Origin of the sequence: Simiduia agarivorans SA1 = DSM 21679, from assembly GCF_000305785.2 — a bacterium.
GTDB classification, from domain to species: Bacteria; Pseudomonadota; Gammaproteobacteria; order Pseudomonadales; family Cellvibrionaceae; genus Simiduia; species Simiduia agarivorans.
On sequence record NC_018868.3, the window covers coordinates 2,959,720 to 2,977,564 of the forward strand.

13 protein-coding genes and 1 pseudogene are annotated in these 17,845 nt (G+C 55.6%); 9 read left to right on the forward strand and 5 right to left on the reverse strand.

The window, feature by feature from the left end; translation table 11 throughout:
* Positions 1 to 14: 14 nt before the first annotated feature.
* The 9 genes and pseudogenes from thyA (at position 15) to M5M_RS13350 (ending at position 9,276) form a co-directional block, all read left to right on the forward strand.
* Positions 15 to 904: pseudogene (gene thyA, locus M5M_RS13310) on the forward strand (thymidylate synthase).
* The gene (folA, locus tag M5M_RS13315) at positions 901 to 1,413 is read left to right on the forward strand and encodes a type 3 dihydrofolate reductase (RefSeq protein ID WP_015048013.1); all 513 of its coding nucleotides are present in this window, start codon (positions 901 to 903) and stop codon (positions 1,411 to 1,413) included. Before thyA ends, folA begins: the two are co-directional and overlap by 4 nt.
* A 294-nt stretch (positions 1,414 to 1,707) precedes the next feature.
* Entirely contained in the window at positions 1,708 to 2,490 is a 783-nt protein-coding gene (locus M5M_RS13320; RefSeq protein WP_016389509.1) for a DUF3450 domain-containing protein, read from the forward strand.
* The gene (locus M5M_RS13325; protein ID WP_015048015.1) at positions 2,490 to 3,863 is read left to right on the forward strand and encodes a MotA/TolQ/ExbB proton channel family protein; all 1,374 of its coding nucleotides are present in this window, start codon (positions 2,490 to 2,492) and stop codon (positions 3,861 to 3,863) included. The genes M5M_RS13320 and M5M_RS13325 overlap by 1 nt, the downstream gene beginning before the upstream one ends.
* A gap of 10 nt (positions 3,864 to 3,873) precedes the next feature.
* Positions 3,874 to 4,401, forward strand: coding sequence for a MotA/TolQ/ExbB proton channel family protein (locus M5M_RS13330; protein ID WP_015048016.1), 528 nt, complete (start codon positions 3,874 to 3,876; stop codon positions 4,399 to 4,401).
* A 52-nt stretch (positions 4,402 to 4,453) separates the two neighbouring features.
* Positions 4,454 to 4,852, forward strand: a complete 399-nt coding sequence (locus M5M_RS13335; protein WP_015048017.1) for an ExbD/TolR family protein — start codon at positions 4,454 to 4,456, stop codon at positions 4,850 to 4,852.
* Between the two features lie 8 nt (positions 4,853 to 4,860).
* Positions 4,861 to 5,454 (forward strand): energy transducer TonB, encoded by a 594-nt coding sequence (locus M5M_RS13340; protein ID WP_016389513.1) that lies wholly within the window; start codon positions 4,861 to 4,863, stop codon positions 5,452 to 5,454.
* Between the two features lie 105 nt (positions 5,455 to 5,559).
* On the forward strand, positions 5,560 to 6,813 hold the full coding sequence (locus M5M_RS13345; RefSeq protein ID WP_244431035.1) for a tetratricopeptide repeat protein: 1,254 nt from the start codon (positions 5,560 to 5,562) through the stop codon (positions 6,811 to 6,813).
* Positions 6,814 to 6,927: 114 nt separating this feature from the next.
* A complete protein-coding gene (locus M5M_RS13350) occupies positions 6,928 to 9,276 on the forward strand; it encodes an arylsulfatase (protein WP_015048020.1) in 2,349 nt (782 codons plus the stop codon).
* A 47-nt stretch (positions 9,277 to 9,323) separates the two neighbouring features.
* On the opposite strand, the gene M5M_RS13355 is transcribed toward M5M_RS13350, so the two are convergent.
* The 5 genes from M5M_RS13355 to M5M_RS13375 form a co-directional block, all read right to left on the reverse strand.
* Positions 9,324 to 11,957 (reverse strand): TonB-dependent receptor, encoded by a 2,634-nt coding sequence (locus M5M_RS13355; RefSeq protein ID WP_015048021.1) that lies wholly within the window; start codon positions 11,955 to 11,957, stop codon positions 9,324 to 9,326.
* Positions 11,958 to 12,408: 451 nt separating this feature from the next.
* Complete coding sequence (gene ilvD / locus M5M_RS13360) at positions 12,409 to 14,253, reverse strand: dihydroxy-acid dehydratase (RefSeq protein WP_015048022.1); 1,845 nt, start codon at positions 14,251 to 14,253, stop codon at positions 12,409 to 12,411.
* 210 nt (positions 14,254 to 14,463) lie between these two features.
* Positions 14,464 to 15,798 (reverse strand): amino-acid N-acetyltransferase, encoded by a 1,335-nt coding sequence (argA, locus tag M5M_RS13365; RefSeq protein ID WP_015048023.1) that lies wholly within the window; start codon positions 15,796 to 15,798, stop codon positions 14,464 to 14,466.
* A 4-nt stretch (positions 15,799 to 15,802) separates the two neighbouring features.
* Positions 15,803 to 16,951 (reverse strand): acetylornithine deacetylase, encoded by a 1,149-nt coding sequence (argE, locus tag M5M_RS13370; RefSeq protein WP_015048024.1) that lies wholly within the window; start codon positions 16,949 to 16,951, stop codon positions 15,803 to 15,805.
* Positions 16,944 to 17,753, reverse strand: a complete 810-nt coding sequence (locus tag M5M_RS13375) for a PhzF family phenazine biosynthesis protein (protein ID WP_015048025.1) — start codon at positions 17,751 to 17,753, stop codon at positions 16,944 to 16,946. The genes argE and M5M_RS13375 overlap by 8 nt, the downstream gene beginning before the upstream one ends.
* Positions 17,754 to 17,845: the final 92 nt, after the last annotated feature.

The window sequence follows — 17,845 nt, forward strand, 5'->3', positions numbered from 1 at the left end:
ATAAAAGACAGGCTATGAAACAGTACCTCGATCTCATGCGCCACGTGCGCGATAACGGTGTTTTCAAGGGCGATCGCACCGGCACCGGTACCACCAGTATTTTCGGTTACCAGATGCGCTTTAATCTGGCCGAGGGTTTTCCGTTGGTGACCACTAAAAAGTGCCACCTGAAGTCGATCATTCACGAGTTGCTCTGGTTTCTGAATGGCGACACCAACATCGGTTATCTGAAAGACAACGGTGTGAAAATCTGGGACGAATGGGCCACCGAAGCGGGTGATCTGGGGCCGGTGTATGGCCATCAATGGCGCAGTTGGGCCGGACCCAATGGCGAAGTGGTGGATCAGATCAGCGATCTGGTGCAGATGATCAAAACCAAACCCAATTCCCGCCGGTTAATCATCTCCGCCTGGAACCCCACGGTGCTGCCCGATGAGTCCATCTCGCCCCAGGCCAATGTGGCGGCCGGTCGCATGGCGCTGGCGCCCTGCCACACCCTGTTCCAGTTTTATGTATCCGAGGGCAAGTTGTCCTGCCAGCTGTACCAGCNACCCTGTTCCAGTTTTATGTATCCGAGGGCAAGTTGTCCTGCCAGCTGTACCAGCGCAGTGCGGATATTTTTCTGGGGGTGCCGTTCAACATTGCGTCCTACGCGTTGCTGACGCTGATGCTGGCGCAGGTGTGTGAGCTTGAGCCCGGGGATTTTATTCATACCTTTGGCGACGCCCACTTGTACAGCAACCACACCGAGCAGGTCGAGCTGCAACTCTCCCGCTCGCCCAAGCCGCTGCCACAGATGCGCCTTAACCCGGCGGTGAAAGACATCTTCGGCTTCCGGTTTGAGGATTTTGAGCTGGTTGGCTATGACCCCGACCCGCACATCCCGGCGCCGGTGGCTATATGAGTGAGGTGAAGCTGGCGTTGATTGTGGCGGCGGCCGAAAACGGCACCATTGGCCGCGATAATCAATTGCCCTGGCACCTGCCCGGTGATCTGGCCTTTTTCAAACGCTGCACCCTGGGCAAGCCTATTGTCATGGGGCGCAAGACATTCGATTCCATCGGTCGCCCCCTGCCCGGGCGGCCCAATATCGTGGTCACCCGTCAGGCGGATTGGCAGGCGGAGGGTGTTACTGTCTGTAACTCGCTGGAACAGGCGTTGGCCGTGGCAGGCGCACTGCCCGAAGCACAGTCTGCCGGCGAGGTCATGGTGATTGGTGGTGCTGAGTTGTACCGCCAGGCCCTGCCAATGGCCCAACGTCTGTATCTGACACGGGTTCACGCGACTATTGAAGGCGATGCTCACTTCCCGGCAGTGGAGAAATCCGATTGGCTGCTAGAATCTGATGAGCGGCACTCAGCCGAAGGTTCCAATCCGTACGACTATTCGTTTATAGTGCTATCCCGTACGTGATTCTGATCGCAAAAAGGGTCAGTTTTACCGCGAATCACCAAGCAGCTGTTTGTTTTTTAAGCTGGTGTTACCGCTTCTGGATGTACTTTCCATAGGTTGTTACCCAACTGTTACCGTCGTGTTACTTATCGGCACAAACGCTGTTTGGATATTCGTTTTGGCGTTGAATCTTGGCAAAAGGGGTCATTACAATGCTCCCCTTAACTGTCGCCGGAGCAACGCGGATTACGTGTGTGTGGCAGTTGAACTGACGCATACAAGTTGATTGCAAAAAGCACCCGAGTTGGGGGAATTATGAAGAAGCAACGTTTGAAGGCTGTGGCGCTGTCCACCATGCTTTCTGCGGGCGCACTGATTGGCAGTGTGGCCCAGGCAGACCAAACCCTGAATGCAATTCTGCAAACAGGTCAGGCCAAGACCACTGCCGCTGTGCAGTCTCAAAAGCGCATCGACAAGATCGCTGAGGACACCAATGCCATCGTGCAGGAGTTCAAGACTGTCAATAAGCAGATCGAAGGCCTGCGCGTGTATAACGCACAGCAGGAAAAGCAGATTGCTAACCAGTTGAAGGTGATTGCCGATCTGGAAGAATCCATCGACAACGTCACCGTGATCGAGCGTCAGATTCAGCCTCTTATCCTGCGTATGCTGGATGGTCTGGAGCAGTTCGTTGAGCTGGATGTACCTTTCCACCTGGACGAGCGTCGCGCCCGCATCGAGCAGCTGCGCTCCAACCAGGAGCGTGCGGACATTACCGTTGCTGAGAAATTCCGTCAGGTTCTCGAAGCCTACAAAATTGAGTCCGAGTACGGTCGCAAGATCGATACTTACAAGGACACCCTGAACATCGGTGGCGTGGACCGCGAAGTGAACATCCTGCGCGTTGGTCGAATCGCTCTGATGTACCAGACGACCGACACCAAGCTGTCCGGTGCCTGGGATGCGCGTCAGAAGGCGTGGGTAGAGCTGGATTCCGGCGAATACCGTTCATCCATCCTGCAGGGCATCAAGATCGCCAAGAAACAGGCGACCAATGATGTTATGGGCTTACCGATTCTGGCTCCGGAGGCTAAATAATGAATATGTTTGCTAAGCGCTGCCTGATTGTTGCAGCGGTAGGCCTGTTTGGTGCGAGCACTGCCTTCGCCCAGGATGACCAGGCCAAGTCTCTTGATGAACTGTTGAAAATGGTTCAGCAATCCAAAATTTCCGAGTCCAAGGAACACAAGCAGCGCGAAGCTGAGTTCCTGCGCGACAAGGCCAACCAGCAATCCAACCTGAACAAAGCCAAAGCCACCAAAGCGGCTGAGGAGCGTCGTTCAGAAGAGCTGGAAAAGAAGTACAAAGAGCAGGAAATTCAGGTAGCGGCCAAGCGTAAGCAGCTGCAAGAGCGTCTGGGCTCACTGAAAGAACTGTTCGGCCACCTGACCTCAACCGCCGGTGACCTGCGTTCCAACATCAACACCTCTGTGGTTTCTGCCCAGTACGGTGACCGCACTGTGTTCCTGGATGAGCTTATCGACAAGATGAACTCAGCCACCAAGCTGCCCAAGATCGAAGAGATCGAGAAGCTGTGGTACGAAATGCAGCGCGAGACTGTTGAAGGCGGCAAGATTGCTTCTTTCACCGGTACCGTAATCAAGCCTAACGGTGACAAGCTGACTCAGACCATTGTTCGCATCGGTAACTACAACCTGGTGTCCGATGGCAAGTACCTGACCTTCGATCCCAAAAACGGCAAAATCGAAGAGCTGGTGCGTCAGCCCGATGCATTCACCGCTAACGCTGCGGCGCTGCAGAACGCTACTTCCGGCTTCACTAAAACCGGTATCGACCCCACGGGTCCTGCTGGCGGCTCACTGCTGCAAGCGCTGATCAACAGCCCTTCCCTGGAAGAGCGTTGGCATCAGGGTGGCACCACCGGTTATGTGATCACCGCTGTGGGTGCATTTGCCCTGCTGTTGGCCCTGATCCGCTTCTTCGCACTGGTAGGTATTTCTTCTAAAGTCAGCGCTCAGCTGAAGCAGGAAAAAGCCAACCCGAACAACCCACTGGGTCGCGTGCTGAAAGTTGCCGAAGACAATCCGAATGTGGATGGCGAAACCCTGGAGCTGAAACTGGAAGAGGCGGTGCTGAAAGAGCGTCCCGCGATCGAGTCCGGCTTGCAGCTGCTGAAGATCATTTCCATGGTGGCACCGCTGCTGGGTCTGCTGGGTACCGTGACCGGTATGATCGTGACCTTCCAGGCCATCACCATCTTCGGTGCGGGCGATCCAAAGGCGATGGCCGGCGGTATCTCCGGTGCTCTGGTGACCACTGTACTGGGTCTGATTGTGGCGATTCCAACCGTTCTGTTGCACACCTTCCTGAACGGAAAAGCCAAGCGCGTACTGCATATCCTTGAAGAGCAGAGTGCTGGCATCATCGCTGAAAACGCCGAAAAGAAGTAGGAGATAGACCATGTTGGCATTGATGGACGCGATTGCAGCCATTAACGCCTTTATGGACACGGGCGGTCCCATCCTTAAGTGGATCGCCGCCCTGACCTTTGTCATGTGGACCCTGATTTTCGAGCGGGTCTGGTATTTCAAGGGCAGTCTGAAAGGCGACGTGCAATCTGCACTCGATACCTGGGAGGCGCGCAAAGAGCGTAAATCCTGGAATGCGCATCAGGTGCGATACGCGCTTATTTCACGTATCTCTGAAAAGATTAACGGCAACATGGACATGATCGCGACCATGGTCGCCCTGTGTCCACTGTTGGGTCTGCTGGGGACTGTGACCGGGATGATTGAAGTGTTCAACATCCTCGCAGTAACTGGTGGTGGTGATGCCAAGTCCATGGCGAGCGGTGTGTCCCAGGCCACCATTCCTACCATGGCGGGCATGGTGGCAGCGCTTTCCGGCCTGTTCGCCAACACCTTCCTGACCCGTACGGCAGAGAATGAAGCCCAATTGCTGGCCGACCATCTGACGATGGATCACTAAGTCCAGGTGCCGCGGGCAACCGCGGCAAAACCCAGTTACAACGAGAACTGTCATGAGTAAAAGACCAACTAAAGAAGAGGATGTCGGCGCGATTGACTTAACGCCGATGCTCGACGTGGTATTTATCATGTTGATCTTCTTCATCGTGACCGCATCGTTCATTAAAGAAGCCGGTATTGACGTTAACCGCCCGGATGCCACTACGTCGCTCTTGAAAAAGAACGCCAACATTCTGGTGGCCATTAGCGCCAATAACGAAATCTGGATTGCCAAACAACAGGTCGATGAGCGCGATATCAAATCGCACATCGAGCGTTTGTATGCAGAGAACCCGAAAGGTGCTCTGGTGATTCAGGCTGACAACGATGCGCAAATCGAATTTGTCGCTAAGGTTGTTGAGGCAGCGCGTGAAGTGACTGTCCTTGACGTGTCTGTTGCCACTAACAAGTAAAGGTTGCTATGAACATCGTAAAAGTAGGTGTAGCAGCGGCCACTACGGCAAGTTTGATTTTCCTGATGCATTTTTTGATTGCGCGTGACCTGCAGGAACCCAAAGAGACCGATGAGTTCAAAGTGGTGGATATCACCATGCCTGAACGCGAAATCAAAACGCAATATGAAACGCCGGAAGCAGTGAAGCCGGACGATCCGACACCTCCGCCAGAAATGCCGGAAATGGACTTTGATACTCCGGATCTGAATCCGAATGCCATTAACATGGGTGCGCCGAAAGTAGCGGCAAACCTCAAGGTTGGCGGCATTGGTGGCTTTTCAAGTGATGGTGAGTATCTGCCCATTGTTAAAGTGCAGCCGGTTTATCCGCGTCGCGCTCTGGCTCGTGGCATTGAAGGCTATGTGATTGTGGAATTCGTGGTGACTAAAAACGGTTCGGTTCGCGATCCGGTTGTAGTCGAGGCAGAACCTGAAGGTATCTTCAACAGTGCAGCTATGAAGGCCGCGCTCAAGTTCAAGTACAAGCCACGTGTTGTGGACGGCGAGCCCATTGAGGTGCCCGGTGTTCGTAACAAGATCACATTCGCTATCGCGAAGTAACGGACGGGAGGACTCAAGATGGTTAGAACTATGGTTACCCGTATCGTCAAATCGGCACTGTTTGCAGCGCCGTTGATGCTGGCGCCCGCGCTATCCGGTGTAGTTTTGCAGGATACCGTGTTTGCCAAGCATGTCAGCGCTGGTACTGCATTCGCTCAGGAAGAGCAAAAGCCGAAGCACAAAACCCGCAAGACGCCGGCACTGCGTGAAAACGTCTACAAAAAGCTGGCTGAAGTTCAGGTGTTCACCGATGCCGGCGATTGGAATGGCGCGCTGAAAGAACTGAACGAAATCAAAAGCGAATCATCCAAGTGGAATGGCTATGAGTTGGCACAGCTGTATAACTACTACGGCTTCGTGTACTACTCGTTAGAGCGTTACAACGACTCTCTGAATGCCTATGAGCGCGTAATCGCAAACCCGGACGATATTCCTGAAGGGCTTGAAACCGCAACACTGTTCACGATGGCTCAGCTGTATTTCATTCAGGAAAACTACAGAAAAGCCATTGATTTGCTGACTCGCTGGATGAATCTGTCGCCGATTGTTGGTGCAGATGCATACGTGCTTCGTGGCCAGGCTCACTATTCCTTAAACGAATTTGATAAAGCGTTGCCGGATATTAACTGGGCTGTTAACGACTACGAAGGCAAAGGCAAAATTCCTAAGGAAAACTGGTTTGCACTTCAGCGGGCAATCTACTATGAGAAAGGCGATAACAAAATGGTTATCAAGATTCTCGAAAAGCTTGTCCGGCATTACCCTAAGACTTCCTACTGGCGTCAGCTGTCTGGCATGTATGGCACCGTAGGTCGCGAAAAGGATCAGCTGCATTCGCTTGAGGCCGCATATATGATGAATGCGGTTAAAAACGAAAAAGAGCTGCTGAACCTTGCGTACCTGTTTTTGGGTGAAGAAGCACCTTATAAAGCTGCAAAGATTATCGACAAAGGCATCAAGGACAAAAACATTGAGCCCACTTCCAAGAATTTAGAAGTGTTGTCGCAGGCATGGCGTATGGCGCAAGAGATTAAAAAGTCTCTGCCAGAAATGGAGAAAGCCGCCGCCAAATCTGACAATGGTGATCTGTACGCGCGACTGGCCGGGTTGTACCTCGATAACGATATGCTGGATAAAGCAATTGATGCCGGTAAAGTGGCACTCAAGCGTGGCGGTGTGAAGCGCGCCGACAGCCTGCATATCGTAATGGGTATGGCTTACGTCACTAAGAAGCAGTACGACAGCGGTATTTCGTCCTTCAAAGAAGCGGCGAAAGACAAGCGTTCCGTGAAGTTTGCCAATCAGTGGATACAGTTCGCGGAGGCTGAAAAGCATCGTGAACAACAGTTGAAACTGTAAAAGTACGAATCAAAAGGCCAGCATCTGCTGGCCTTTTTTATTTCTGTCCGGAGGAATTTTCAAGCGGCGAAAAGGATATCTGTGTTTCGCCGATAAACTAGCCAGGAGGTTACTATGAAACGTTCAGTATGGCCGCTAGCTGCAGCCCTGGGCTTATTACTTGCCGGGTGCGGAGCGGATAACAGCGCGCCGGTCTCGGCCAAGCCGACGAAAGATGCGATGCCCTCGCATGGCACTGTTGAATTCAAAGGCAAAATCGCGCGCGAATACGAAAACTCGGAAGAGTGGTGGCCGGATGCGTATAAATCTGCGCCGGAGGGTGCACCTAACGTGGTATTGATTCTTCTGGATGACACCGGTTTTGCCCAATTGGGCAGTTTTGGTGGTCTGACTGAGACCCCCAATCTGGACGCGCTTGCCGAAAACGGTCTTCGTTACAACAACTTTCATACCACGGCTCTGTGTTCTCCTTCGCGGGCGTCGATTATGGCGGGCCGCAATCCCCATTCCATCGGACTGGGCTCGCACTCGCTGACCGCCATGGGTTTCCCGGGCTATAACGCAATCATTCCCGAAAACGCCAAGTCGGTAGCCAAGATCCTTCAGCAAAATGGTTTTGTGAATTATGCGCTGGGCAAATGGGATCACACGCCGCTGAACGAAGTGTCACAGACGGGCCCGTTTACCCGTTGGCCCAGTGGGGAAGGCTTCGATCATTTCTACGGCTTTATGGCCGCCGACGCGGATCAATATCGCACCGTCATGTTTGAAGATCATGCGCCCATTGAGCCCTGGAAACATGCCGGCGACGACTACCATAACTCGGAAGATCTGGCAGACAAGGCAATCAAGTACATCACCGGGCATGTATCAACCGCGCCCAAGCGTCCGTTCATGGTATTCCTGGCACCGGGTGGTATGCATTCACCGCATCAGGCACCAGAAGCTTACCTGAAAAAATACCGGGGCAAGTTCGACATGGGCTGGGACAAAGCCCGGGAAATGATTCTGCAAAAACAAAAGGCCCTGGGCATTGTGCCTGCAAATACGCAAATGACGGAGCGGCCTGCAGATATCCCGGCGTGGGATACACTGAACGCGGACGAGAAAAAACTCTATGCCCGTCAGATGGAAGTGTTTGCTGCGATGCTCGATCATCTGGATGAACAAATCGGCCGCGTGGTTGCCACGCTCAAGCGCGTGGGTAAATACGACAATACCGTGATCATGGTGACGTCGGACAATGGCGCGTCGGGTGAAGGTGGACTTGCCGGTACATTCAATGAAACCTATGTGCTGAATGGTTTACAAACCGCGTTTGACGCAAACATGCGCAAATACGATAAATGGGGCGATCGCGACACCTACCCTCATTATCACGCGGGCTGGGCGATGGCGGGCAATACGCCACACCGGTATTTCAAGCAAAGCGTGCACCGCGGGGGCATTGCCGATCCGCTGATTATTCAGTGGCCTGCAGGCATCAAAGCCAAAGGCGAAATTCGCAGTCAGTATCACCATATCGCGGATATCGCACCGACGATTCTTGAGTTGACGGGCCTGACTTTGCCGGACGAGATCGATGGCGTACCGCAGATCCCGATGGATGGGCAGAGCATGCAATACAGCTTCAACAATGCCAGCGCACCCACCGTCAAAAAAGTGCAGTATTACGAGATGTTTGGCAATCGCGCTATCTGGGCCGGCGGTTGGAAAGCGGTAACGCTGCATGGGAAGCGCATGCCATGGATCACCAATTCTGTGACGCCCTTTGAGGATGATGTGTGGGAGTTGTACAACCTGAACGAAGACTTCAGTGGTGCAGTGGATCTTGCAGATAAGTTCCCAGAAAAACTGGAAGAAATGAAGGCGTTGTTTGATCAGGAAGCATGGAAATACAATGTGTATCCGCTCTACGACGACATGATCATGCGTCTGTCCCGCCAGCAGGATCGTCAGTTTGGTGATCAGACGGAATTTGTATTCTATTATCCGGGTGCCGTTCGCATTGCTGAAAAGGCCTCACCGCCTATCAAAGGTCGCTCCCATATCATCAGCACACAGTTGAATTACACCGGTGTGGAGGAAGGGGTGATTGTCGCCTGTGGCGGATTTACCGGGGGTTACGCAACCTTTATCAAGGATGGCAAATTCTACTATGACTACAACTTCTTGGACGGTGTGCATTACATTCTTGAAAGTCCGGCGCTGGCGGCGGGTGAATACAACTTTGAAGTGAAGTTTACTCACACGGGTCAATTTGCCGGTTACGCTGAACTGTTCGTCAATGGCAAGATGGTAGACAAGGTGGATATGCCGCAAACGCACATTTCAACTTTCTCGCTGAGCGAGCCATTTGACGTTGGTGTCGATAATGGAACGCCGGTGTCTACCCTGTACTCCGACGCGTTTGAATATACCGGAGAATTGGACAAAGTTGTGTTCAGGCTTTTGGATAAGTAAATCCAAGAAAAACCCGGCCGAGCGGCCGGGTTTTTTATATCTGCGGTTTAAAAACTGTAGGTGACTTTTCCATAAACAAAGCGACCACGCGGGCTGTGTTGGCTGGATACATAGCCATACAGGTCCGAATCGCCATCGCCGATTGCGAAGGGCACGTCTTCGTCCAGCAGGTTGTCTACACCAAAACTGACTTGCGTATTTTCCATGCCGGTATAACGGGCCTGGAGGTTGACGGTGACAAACTTGTCGACCATGCGCGATGTATTGGTGTCGTAGTCCGGACTACCGTCAAAATCGATATCGGGAGTATCTTCGAATTCACCGGTGTAGTTAACACTGGCTGTCATTCCGAAGCTATCCCAATCCAAATCGCCCGCCGCCACCCAGCGATGTTTGGGGTACTTGTACTCGCCGGCGAGCTTGCGTGTGATCAGGCTGGAACCATCGGCATTCAACTCTACCCGGTCAAATTTTGCCAGGTAGGCGTAATCGAACCGGAAGCCGAGCGCGCCATCAGCGAGTTCCAGGCCGCTGTAGCGGGCACTGAAGTCTACGCCGCCTGCATCCTGCTCACCAATATTGATGTAGCCACTGTTGACGGACTGCAGCGCTCCGAGCGTATCGCCAGGCAAAGGCGCTGAGCGAACACATACGCTGCTGTTCTGGACATCACAAAATTGGGTATATAGATAGCCCACGGGTACTTCGTCGATTTTGTTTTCCTGTTTTATATTCCACAGGTCGAGGGACAGGGTCAGATCGTCGGAGGGTTGGAACACGACGCCCACGTTATAAGACTCAGACTCTTCGGCCTCGAGATCCGGGTTGCCTGAGAATATTACTGTGTAGTCTGTGCTGGCGCAGTAAACCGGGTTGTCTGCGCAACCATACACATCTTCGAAAAACAAAGATTCCTGCGATGGACCGAGTCCGATCTGGGCCAGAGACGGCGCGCGGAAACCCTGCCCCCAGGACGCCCGAAGGCTGACGGCTTCAGTAACAGCCCAGCGGGCGTTGATCATCGGGTTAGTGGTGGAGCCAAAGTCGCTGTAATTGTCGTAACGGCCGGCGAGCGTCACATCCAGATTTTCCATTACCGGCAGCGCGACTTCCACATAGGCCGACCCGATATCGCGCTTGGCGGCGGCAGAGACGGACTCGGTGCCAAAGATAAGCCCGCGCTGGAATTGATCGTCGGGAATATCGGAAGCGCTTTCCTCGCGGTATTCGACGCCAGCCGCCATGGCAGCTGCGCCACCGGCCATATCAAACAGGTCGCCGGAAATATTGAAGTCCACCATACTCATTTGTGAGGTGCCCTGCCGAACCAGGCTGGTGGTGATTGCATCAATCACAGACTGGGGATTCTGGGTTGCACCAAAAGGGTTGTATCGGCCGGCGTCAATTTCTTGCTGCAGAAAATCGGTTCTTACCCAGCCCTGTGAACGATCGCCGGTTTGCTTTGATTCGGACCGGGCCCGTTGGGCGCTCAATTCCCAGTTCCAATCGTTCACGGTGCCTTTCAGTCCGAACAGAACGCGCAGATTGGTAGTCTGAATGTCCCAGACCCGTGCGCCTGCATCCACGGTCCGATAGCGGCCAACATCAATGCTGGTAGCGCCGGTATAGGGATTGCCAGGATGCGTTACAGGCACGGTTAAGCCCGCGCTTTCATCCAAGGGTGTGGGTGCGCCGCGCGCGGACGAGCGGTTGTGCTGAACGCCTATTTCTGTGAACAGCTCGATATCATCGGTAAGCATGCGATGGCCACTGCCGAGCAAGCCAACGCGTTCGGCCTCGGGCGTCAATACGTTCCATGGACCGTAATCGTAAACACAGGTATTGCCGCCGGGGCCGGCGATACTGTCTGTTGGGCAAGCGGGGTCGCGTTGCGTGGTGCCGTCAACCACAAACCGGCCGGGGTAGCCCCGTGAGGACCGGAAATCCATGCCGCCATTGGGCGCTTGGTTGGCGGTGCCCAAGCGGCCGCGGTCGCGGTTCATCAGTGCACTGTTTTTGAAGTAGTCGAATATGAGTGTCATATTCGATTCGTTTTCGCCATTGACGCCCCAAATGGCGGACAGGGTTTTTTCATCATTGTCTGTGTCGGTGGTATTGCCGTAGCTACCGGACACCTCGAAACCGTCAAAGTCCTTGCGCAATACAATGTTGACCACACCGGCGACGGCATCCGAGCCGTAAATTGCCGAGGCGCCGTCTTTAAGCACCTCAACCCGTTCGATAGCGCCTACCGGAATGGCGTTGATATCCACAAAATTGGTGGTAATACCTTCAGCGAAAGCACTGATTGCAACGCGACGTCCGTTTACCAGTACCAATGTGGCGTCCGCGCCCAGCCCGCGCAAGCTCACCGCTGCCGCGCCGTTAGCGGTAGAGTCCTGATTATTGCCCCGGGTTGAAAATGTCCCGTTACCGGCAACCGGTGACTTTTCAAATATTTGCTGAAGATTGTTGTACCCGGATTTATCAATGGCCTCGCGATCGAACACCTGTACCGGTGTTGCACCTTCAAATTCGCTGTTGCGCGAAATGCGTGAACCTACCACGGTCACTTCTTCTATGGCTTTGTCCTGGGCGAGGCTTGTGGTGGGCAAGCCGGCTGCCACGGCGATGGCACTGAATAACAACGTGTGGCGAAAGCTTTCTCTCTGGCGTTTCATGTTTCTATCCTTTTCATGAATTTATTTTTTACGCTGCAACCTCCAGCGGTACAGGCATACCATCTGGTGAATTCAAAGGCGATAGTTGGATAGTTGAAGTGAGAGAAAAGGAAACCAATGCGAAGCTTTTCTGCGATAAAAATATTTTTTTCGCCCGGGAATGGTTCGTTCGTATCGCTAATTGTTTTTGTGTGGGAAAAAGGCTTATGGGGTAATAAATCCTACTTACTCATTAGAGGAAATACATTATTGGAAAAATAATTCCCACAATTTAAATAGGGCTTATTGCTCACGTTAACGGTGAAATGCGTGCGACGAAAGGGTCCGTCTATACGGTGATCAGTGTATGGACGCAGCGCTGTTGACGATGGGAAACAGCTGATGACCATTAAAAAAGCCGGCGAGTGCCGGCTTTGAATCAGAGACTGGGCCGCTTGGCCGCAGGTGACGTTCAGTCCAGTTTCGACAGATCCCGCACCGCGCCCTTATCGGCACTGGTGGCCAACAATGCATAGGCCTTTAACGATGCAGAGACTTTGCGTGGCCGGGCTTTGCGTGGCTTCCAGGCGTCTTTGCCGCGGGCTTCTTCGCGGCTGCGGCGGGCTGCCAATTCCGCGTCTGACAGTTTTACATTGATGCTGCGCGCGGGAATGTTGATTTGGATAATATCGCCAGTTTCCACCAACCCGATGGCGCCACCCGCGGCGGCTTCCGGTGAAGCGTGGCCAATGGAAAGGCCGGAGGTGCCGCCTGAGAAACGCCCGTCGGTGAGCAATGCGCACTGCTTGCCCAGACCTTTGGATTTCAGGTAGCTGGTGGGGTAAAGCATTTCCTGCATACCGGGGCCGCCTTTTGGGCCTTCGTAACGGATGATGACCACATCGCCGGCTTTGACTTTGCCATCGAGGATATCGGCCACGGCGTCTTCCTGGCTTTCGACCACATAGGCGCTGCCTTCGAATTCCCAGATGGATTCATCCACACCGGAGGTTTTGACCACACAGCCGTCTACCGCGATGTTGCCGGTCAGCACCGCCAGACCGCCCTCCTTGCTATAGGCATGTTGTACCGAGCGGATGCAGCCCTGCTCGCGGTCGCCGTCCGGACTTGGCCAGCGGGTGGCTTGTGAAAACGCGGTCTGGGTGGGAATGCCGGCGGGGCCCGCCTTGAAGAACTCGGCCACTGCGGCGTCGCCGGTCTGGACGATGTCCCATTTGGCCAGGCCTTCCGCCAGGGTATTGCTGTGCACCGTGGGCACCGAGGTATCGAGCAGGCCGCCGCGGGCGAGCTCACCCAGAATGCCGAATACGCCGCCGGCCCGGTGCACGTCTTCCATATGGTATTTCTGGGTGTTGGGGGCGACTTTACACAGCTGCGGGATCTGGCGCGAAAGCGCGTCGATATCCTGCATGCCGAAGTCCACGCCGCCTTCCTGTGCGGCCGCCAACAGGTGCAGGATGGTATTGGTGGAGCCGCCCATGGCGATATCCAGCGCCATGGCATTTCTGAACGCGGCCTTGGATGCGATGGCGCGCGGCAACAAATGGGATTCTTCGCCTTCGTAGTAGCGCTTGGTGATGTCGACGATACGCCGGCCGGCTTCCAGGAACAATTGCTCGCGGTCGGCGTGGGTGGCCAACATGGAGCCGTTGCCCGGTAGGGACAAACCCAACGCCTCGGTCAGGCAGTTCATGGAGTTGGCTGTGAACATGCCAGAGCAGGAACCGCAGGTGGGGCAGGCGGAGCGTTCGTACTCGGCCACCAGCTCATCGGACGCGCTGCTGTCGGCGGCGATCACCATGGCATCCACCAGATCCAGCTTGTGTTCCGATAACTTGGTCTTGCCCGCTTCCATGGGGCCACCGGACACGAAAATCACCGGGATATTCAGGCGCATGGCCGCCATCAGCATGCCGGGGGTGATTTTGTCGCAGTTGGAAATACACACGATGGCATCGGCGCAGTGGGCGTTGACCATGTATTCAACGCTGTCGGCGATGATGTCGCGGCTGGGCAGGCTGTAGAGCATGCCATCGTGGCCCATGGCGATACCGTCATCCACCGCAATGGTATTGAATTCCTTGGCCACGCCGCCGGCCTTTTCGATTTCACGCGCCACCAACTGGCCCATGTCTTTCAGATGAACATGGCCGGGCACAAATTGCGTGAAGGAATTCGCCACCGCAATGATGGGCTTCTGAAAGTCGTCGTCCTTCATACCGGTTGCGCGCCACAGCGCGCGGGCGCCAGCCATGTTACGGCCGGCGGTGGAAGTCTTGGAGCGATAGGCGGGCATTACAATCTCCGGTACAGCAAGTGCGGATGAATAAAAAATTTGTGTTAGTGCGGTGCCGCTGCCGCTGCCGCTGCCGGGCATTTTCCTGGCGGCAATCCACACGGTGAAGGATCACTGTGTGGATTTGCGGGCAAACATTAGCCGGATAGCATAGCAGAAAGCCGGCGGGCGGCCGAGGGGCGCAACCTGAAATATTGGCAGAAAACTAATTCAGGCTGCGATTTTTTTGATAAAAATTTTCGACTTGCGTTGGTAGTTGTACAGAGATTGCTTCTCGTTGGGCAATGTGTCGATATCACCGGGCACAAAACCCTGCTCCAGGAACCAATGCGCGGTCTGGGTGGTGAGTACAAACAGCTCCTTGATACCCATGCGCATCGCCTGCCGCTCGAGCTGATGCAGCAGCTTGGCGGCGCGTCCACCCTTTTGGTAGCTGGGGTGGGTGACCACGCACGCCAGTTCGGCGGCGCCATTGGAAAAGGGGTAGAGCGCGGCGCAGGCGAGAATGGTGCCGTCCTTCTCCAGCACCCAGAACTTTTCAATTTCCGCTTCCAGCACTTCGCGCGACCGGCGCACCAGCACGCCGGCCTGCTCCAGGGGTTCGATCAGTTCGATGATGCCGCCCACATCATCGATGCTGGCGATGCGCAGCTGTTCGTAGGTATCGCGGTACACCATAGTGCCGGACCCATCGCGGGTGAACAGCTCCTTAAGGAAGGCGCCGTCGTCGGAGAAAGACACTATCTGCGCGCGCGGTACGCCTTTGGTACAGGCCTGATAGCAGGCGTTGAGCGCCAGCCGGCTGCCATGGGCGGGGCGGCTTTGCGGGTTGTTCAGGTAGCGCTCCGCTTCATGCAGCATGAACTCGCGGATCAGGCCGCCGGCTTCATCTTCCACGCCGCGACCTTCCACAAAACTGACGATCTTGTCGGCATTGAGTGCAATGGCCACCTGGGTCGCCACCTCGGCAAAGGACAGGTTGAACACCTCGCCGGTGGGGGAATAGCCCAGGGGGCTGATCACCACGATGGCGCCAAAATCCAACGCCTGTTGCATGGGTTTGGTGTTGATACGGCGGACCTTACCGGTGAATTGCAGGTCTACACCGTCGATGACCCCGATGGGCATGCCGGTGACAAAGTTGCCGGAAATGGCCTGAATCTGGGCGCCGTGCATGGGCGAATTGGGCAGGCCGGTGCTGAGCGCGGCTTCAATGTCCACGCGCACTTCGCCCGCCGCCTGAATGATGGCGGTCATGGCGTCGGGGTCAGTAATGCGCAGATTCTCGTGAAAATTGGAGGTCATTTCATCCAGCTGCAGGCGCTCTTCCACCTGCGGACGGGTGCCGTGCACGATCACCAAGCGCACGCCCAGGCTGTTGAGCAGCGCAATGTCGTAGATGATGTTGGCAAAGTTGGCGTGGCGCACCGCTTCACCCGGCAGCATCAGGACAAAGGTTTTACCCCGGTGCGCATTGATGTAAGGCGAGGAATCCCGGAACCAGTCGACGTACTGTTGGGACAGAGGTTTCACTTGATCGTTCATAGAGTTAGAGGCAGTAGTGACGTATCAGTTGTTGTATCAGATTCACCGCCGGCGCTATCTGCGCGAGCGGAATGAATTCGTTGGGTTGGTGCGCCTGGTCAATGGAGCCTGGTCCCAGCACCAGGGTTTCCATGCCTAACTGTTGAAAAAACGGCGCTTCGGTGGCGAACGCAGCGCTCACCGACGGGCGCCCGCTGAGCGTTTCACACAGGCGCACCAACTCGCTGTCGGGGGCCTGCTCGAATGCGGGCACATCTTCAAACAGGGCGCGCAATTGAATGTTGAGTGCGCGTTTTTCCGCTACCGGGCGCAGTCGTTGTTCGAGTTGATGGTGTAGTTCGGCATTGTTCATCCCGGGCAGGGCGCGCAGGTCAAAATGCAGCTGGCAATCGGCGCAGATGCGGTTGGGGTTGTCGCCGCCGTGGATACAGCCCAGATTGAGCGTGGGCACCTGGACCTTGAAGCCGGTATGCTGGTAGCGGGTTTGCAGTTCGGCCCGAAAGCCCAGCAGTTCGCCCATGACCTCGTGCATGGCCTCCAGTGCGTTATTGCCGAGGGCCGGGTCGGAGGAGTGGCCGCTTTTACCGCGAATCACCACCGACTCCATCATGATGCCTTTGTGCATGCGGATGGGTGCCATGTCCGTGGGCTCGCCGATAATCGCGGCGCGGGCCTTCGGGCCGCCTTCGGCCGCCAACAGGCGCGCGCCGGCCATCGAGGTTTCCTCATCGGCCGTGGCCAGAATGATCAGTGGCGCTTTCAATTGCTGGGCGGTGAAAGCCCGCGCGGCGGCCAGTGCCACCGGGAAAAACCCTTTCATGTCGGTGGCGCCCAGGCCATAGAGGCGGTCGTCGCGCTCGGTGAGGGCAAAGGGGTCCTGATCCCAGGAGTGTTCGTCAAAGGGGACAGTATCGGTGTGCCCGGCCAGAATCAGGCCGCCTTCCCCGCTGCCCAGGCGCGCAATCAGGTTGGCTTTGCCGGGCTGGTTGGGCAGTGGCTGGATCTGGATGCTGAAGCCCATGGCCTCGAGCCAACTGGCCAGCAATTCAATGACCTTGAGGTTGCCCATGTCCAGCGCCGGTGTGGCGCAGCTCACCGAGGGCAGGGCCACCAGTTCGCCGAGTTCACGGGTAAAGCGTTTTAGATCAGTCATGGCCGTCGGGTATCTGAATAGTGCCTGTTAAGAATGGCACAGCATGGCCGCGCAGGAACACCCTTGTGTCGACCAATTCGCACTCCAGCTCGCCCCCGCGGGCGGAGACCTGTAAAGCGGTGAAGTGCGTGCGGCCGGTTTTGTCGGCCCAGTAGGGCGTGAGTTTGGTGTGCGCCGAGCCGGTGACCGGGTCTTCATCCACGCCCACGTTGGGGCCGAAAAAACGGCTGACAAAATCCACGCTGTCGCCCGCTGCAGTGACAATCACGCCGCGCACCGGAATCGCGGCCAGGGCTTTGAAATCGGGTGACAGGGCGCGCACTTCAGCCTCTGTTGCCAGTTCAACAATCACATCCTCTCCGTTGACGATATGCAATGGCTGGCAGCCCAGCGCGTTGGCGAGCTGGTGTTGGTGGGCGGCAGACAGGCTGCACGGGTCCAGCCGTTGGCAGGGAAAATCCAGCTCCAGCCGGCCATCGTCCAGCCGGTTGACCCGCAGCTCGCCCGACAGGGTATTGAAACGCAAAGGGGCGACAGTGTAGTCCAGTCGGTTGTACAGTACCCAGGCGGTGGCCAGGGTGGCATGGCCACACAGGGCAACCTCGCAATCCGGGGTAAACCAGCGCAGCTGGTAGGCCTCGCCGTCCGGTACAACGTAGGCGGTTTCCGACAGGTTGTTCTCGGCGGCAATGGCCTGCAGGGTGGTGTCGGGCAGCCAGGCGGCCAATGGCACCACCGCCGCCGGGTTGCCGGCGAACAGCCGTTGGGTGAACGCATCTACCTGATAAATCGCGAGTTCCATGGCCTGTCTCCTTTTAGACGATTGTGGCACCGACCGGGCGCCATAAACAACAAAGGCGCCCATTGGCGCCTTTGTGGGGTGCGATGTCCGGT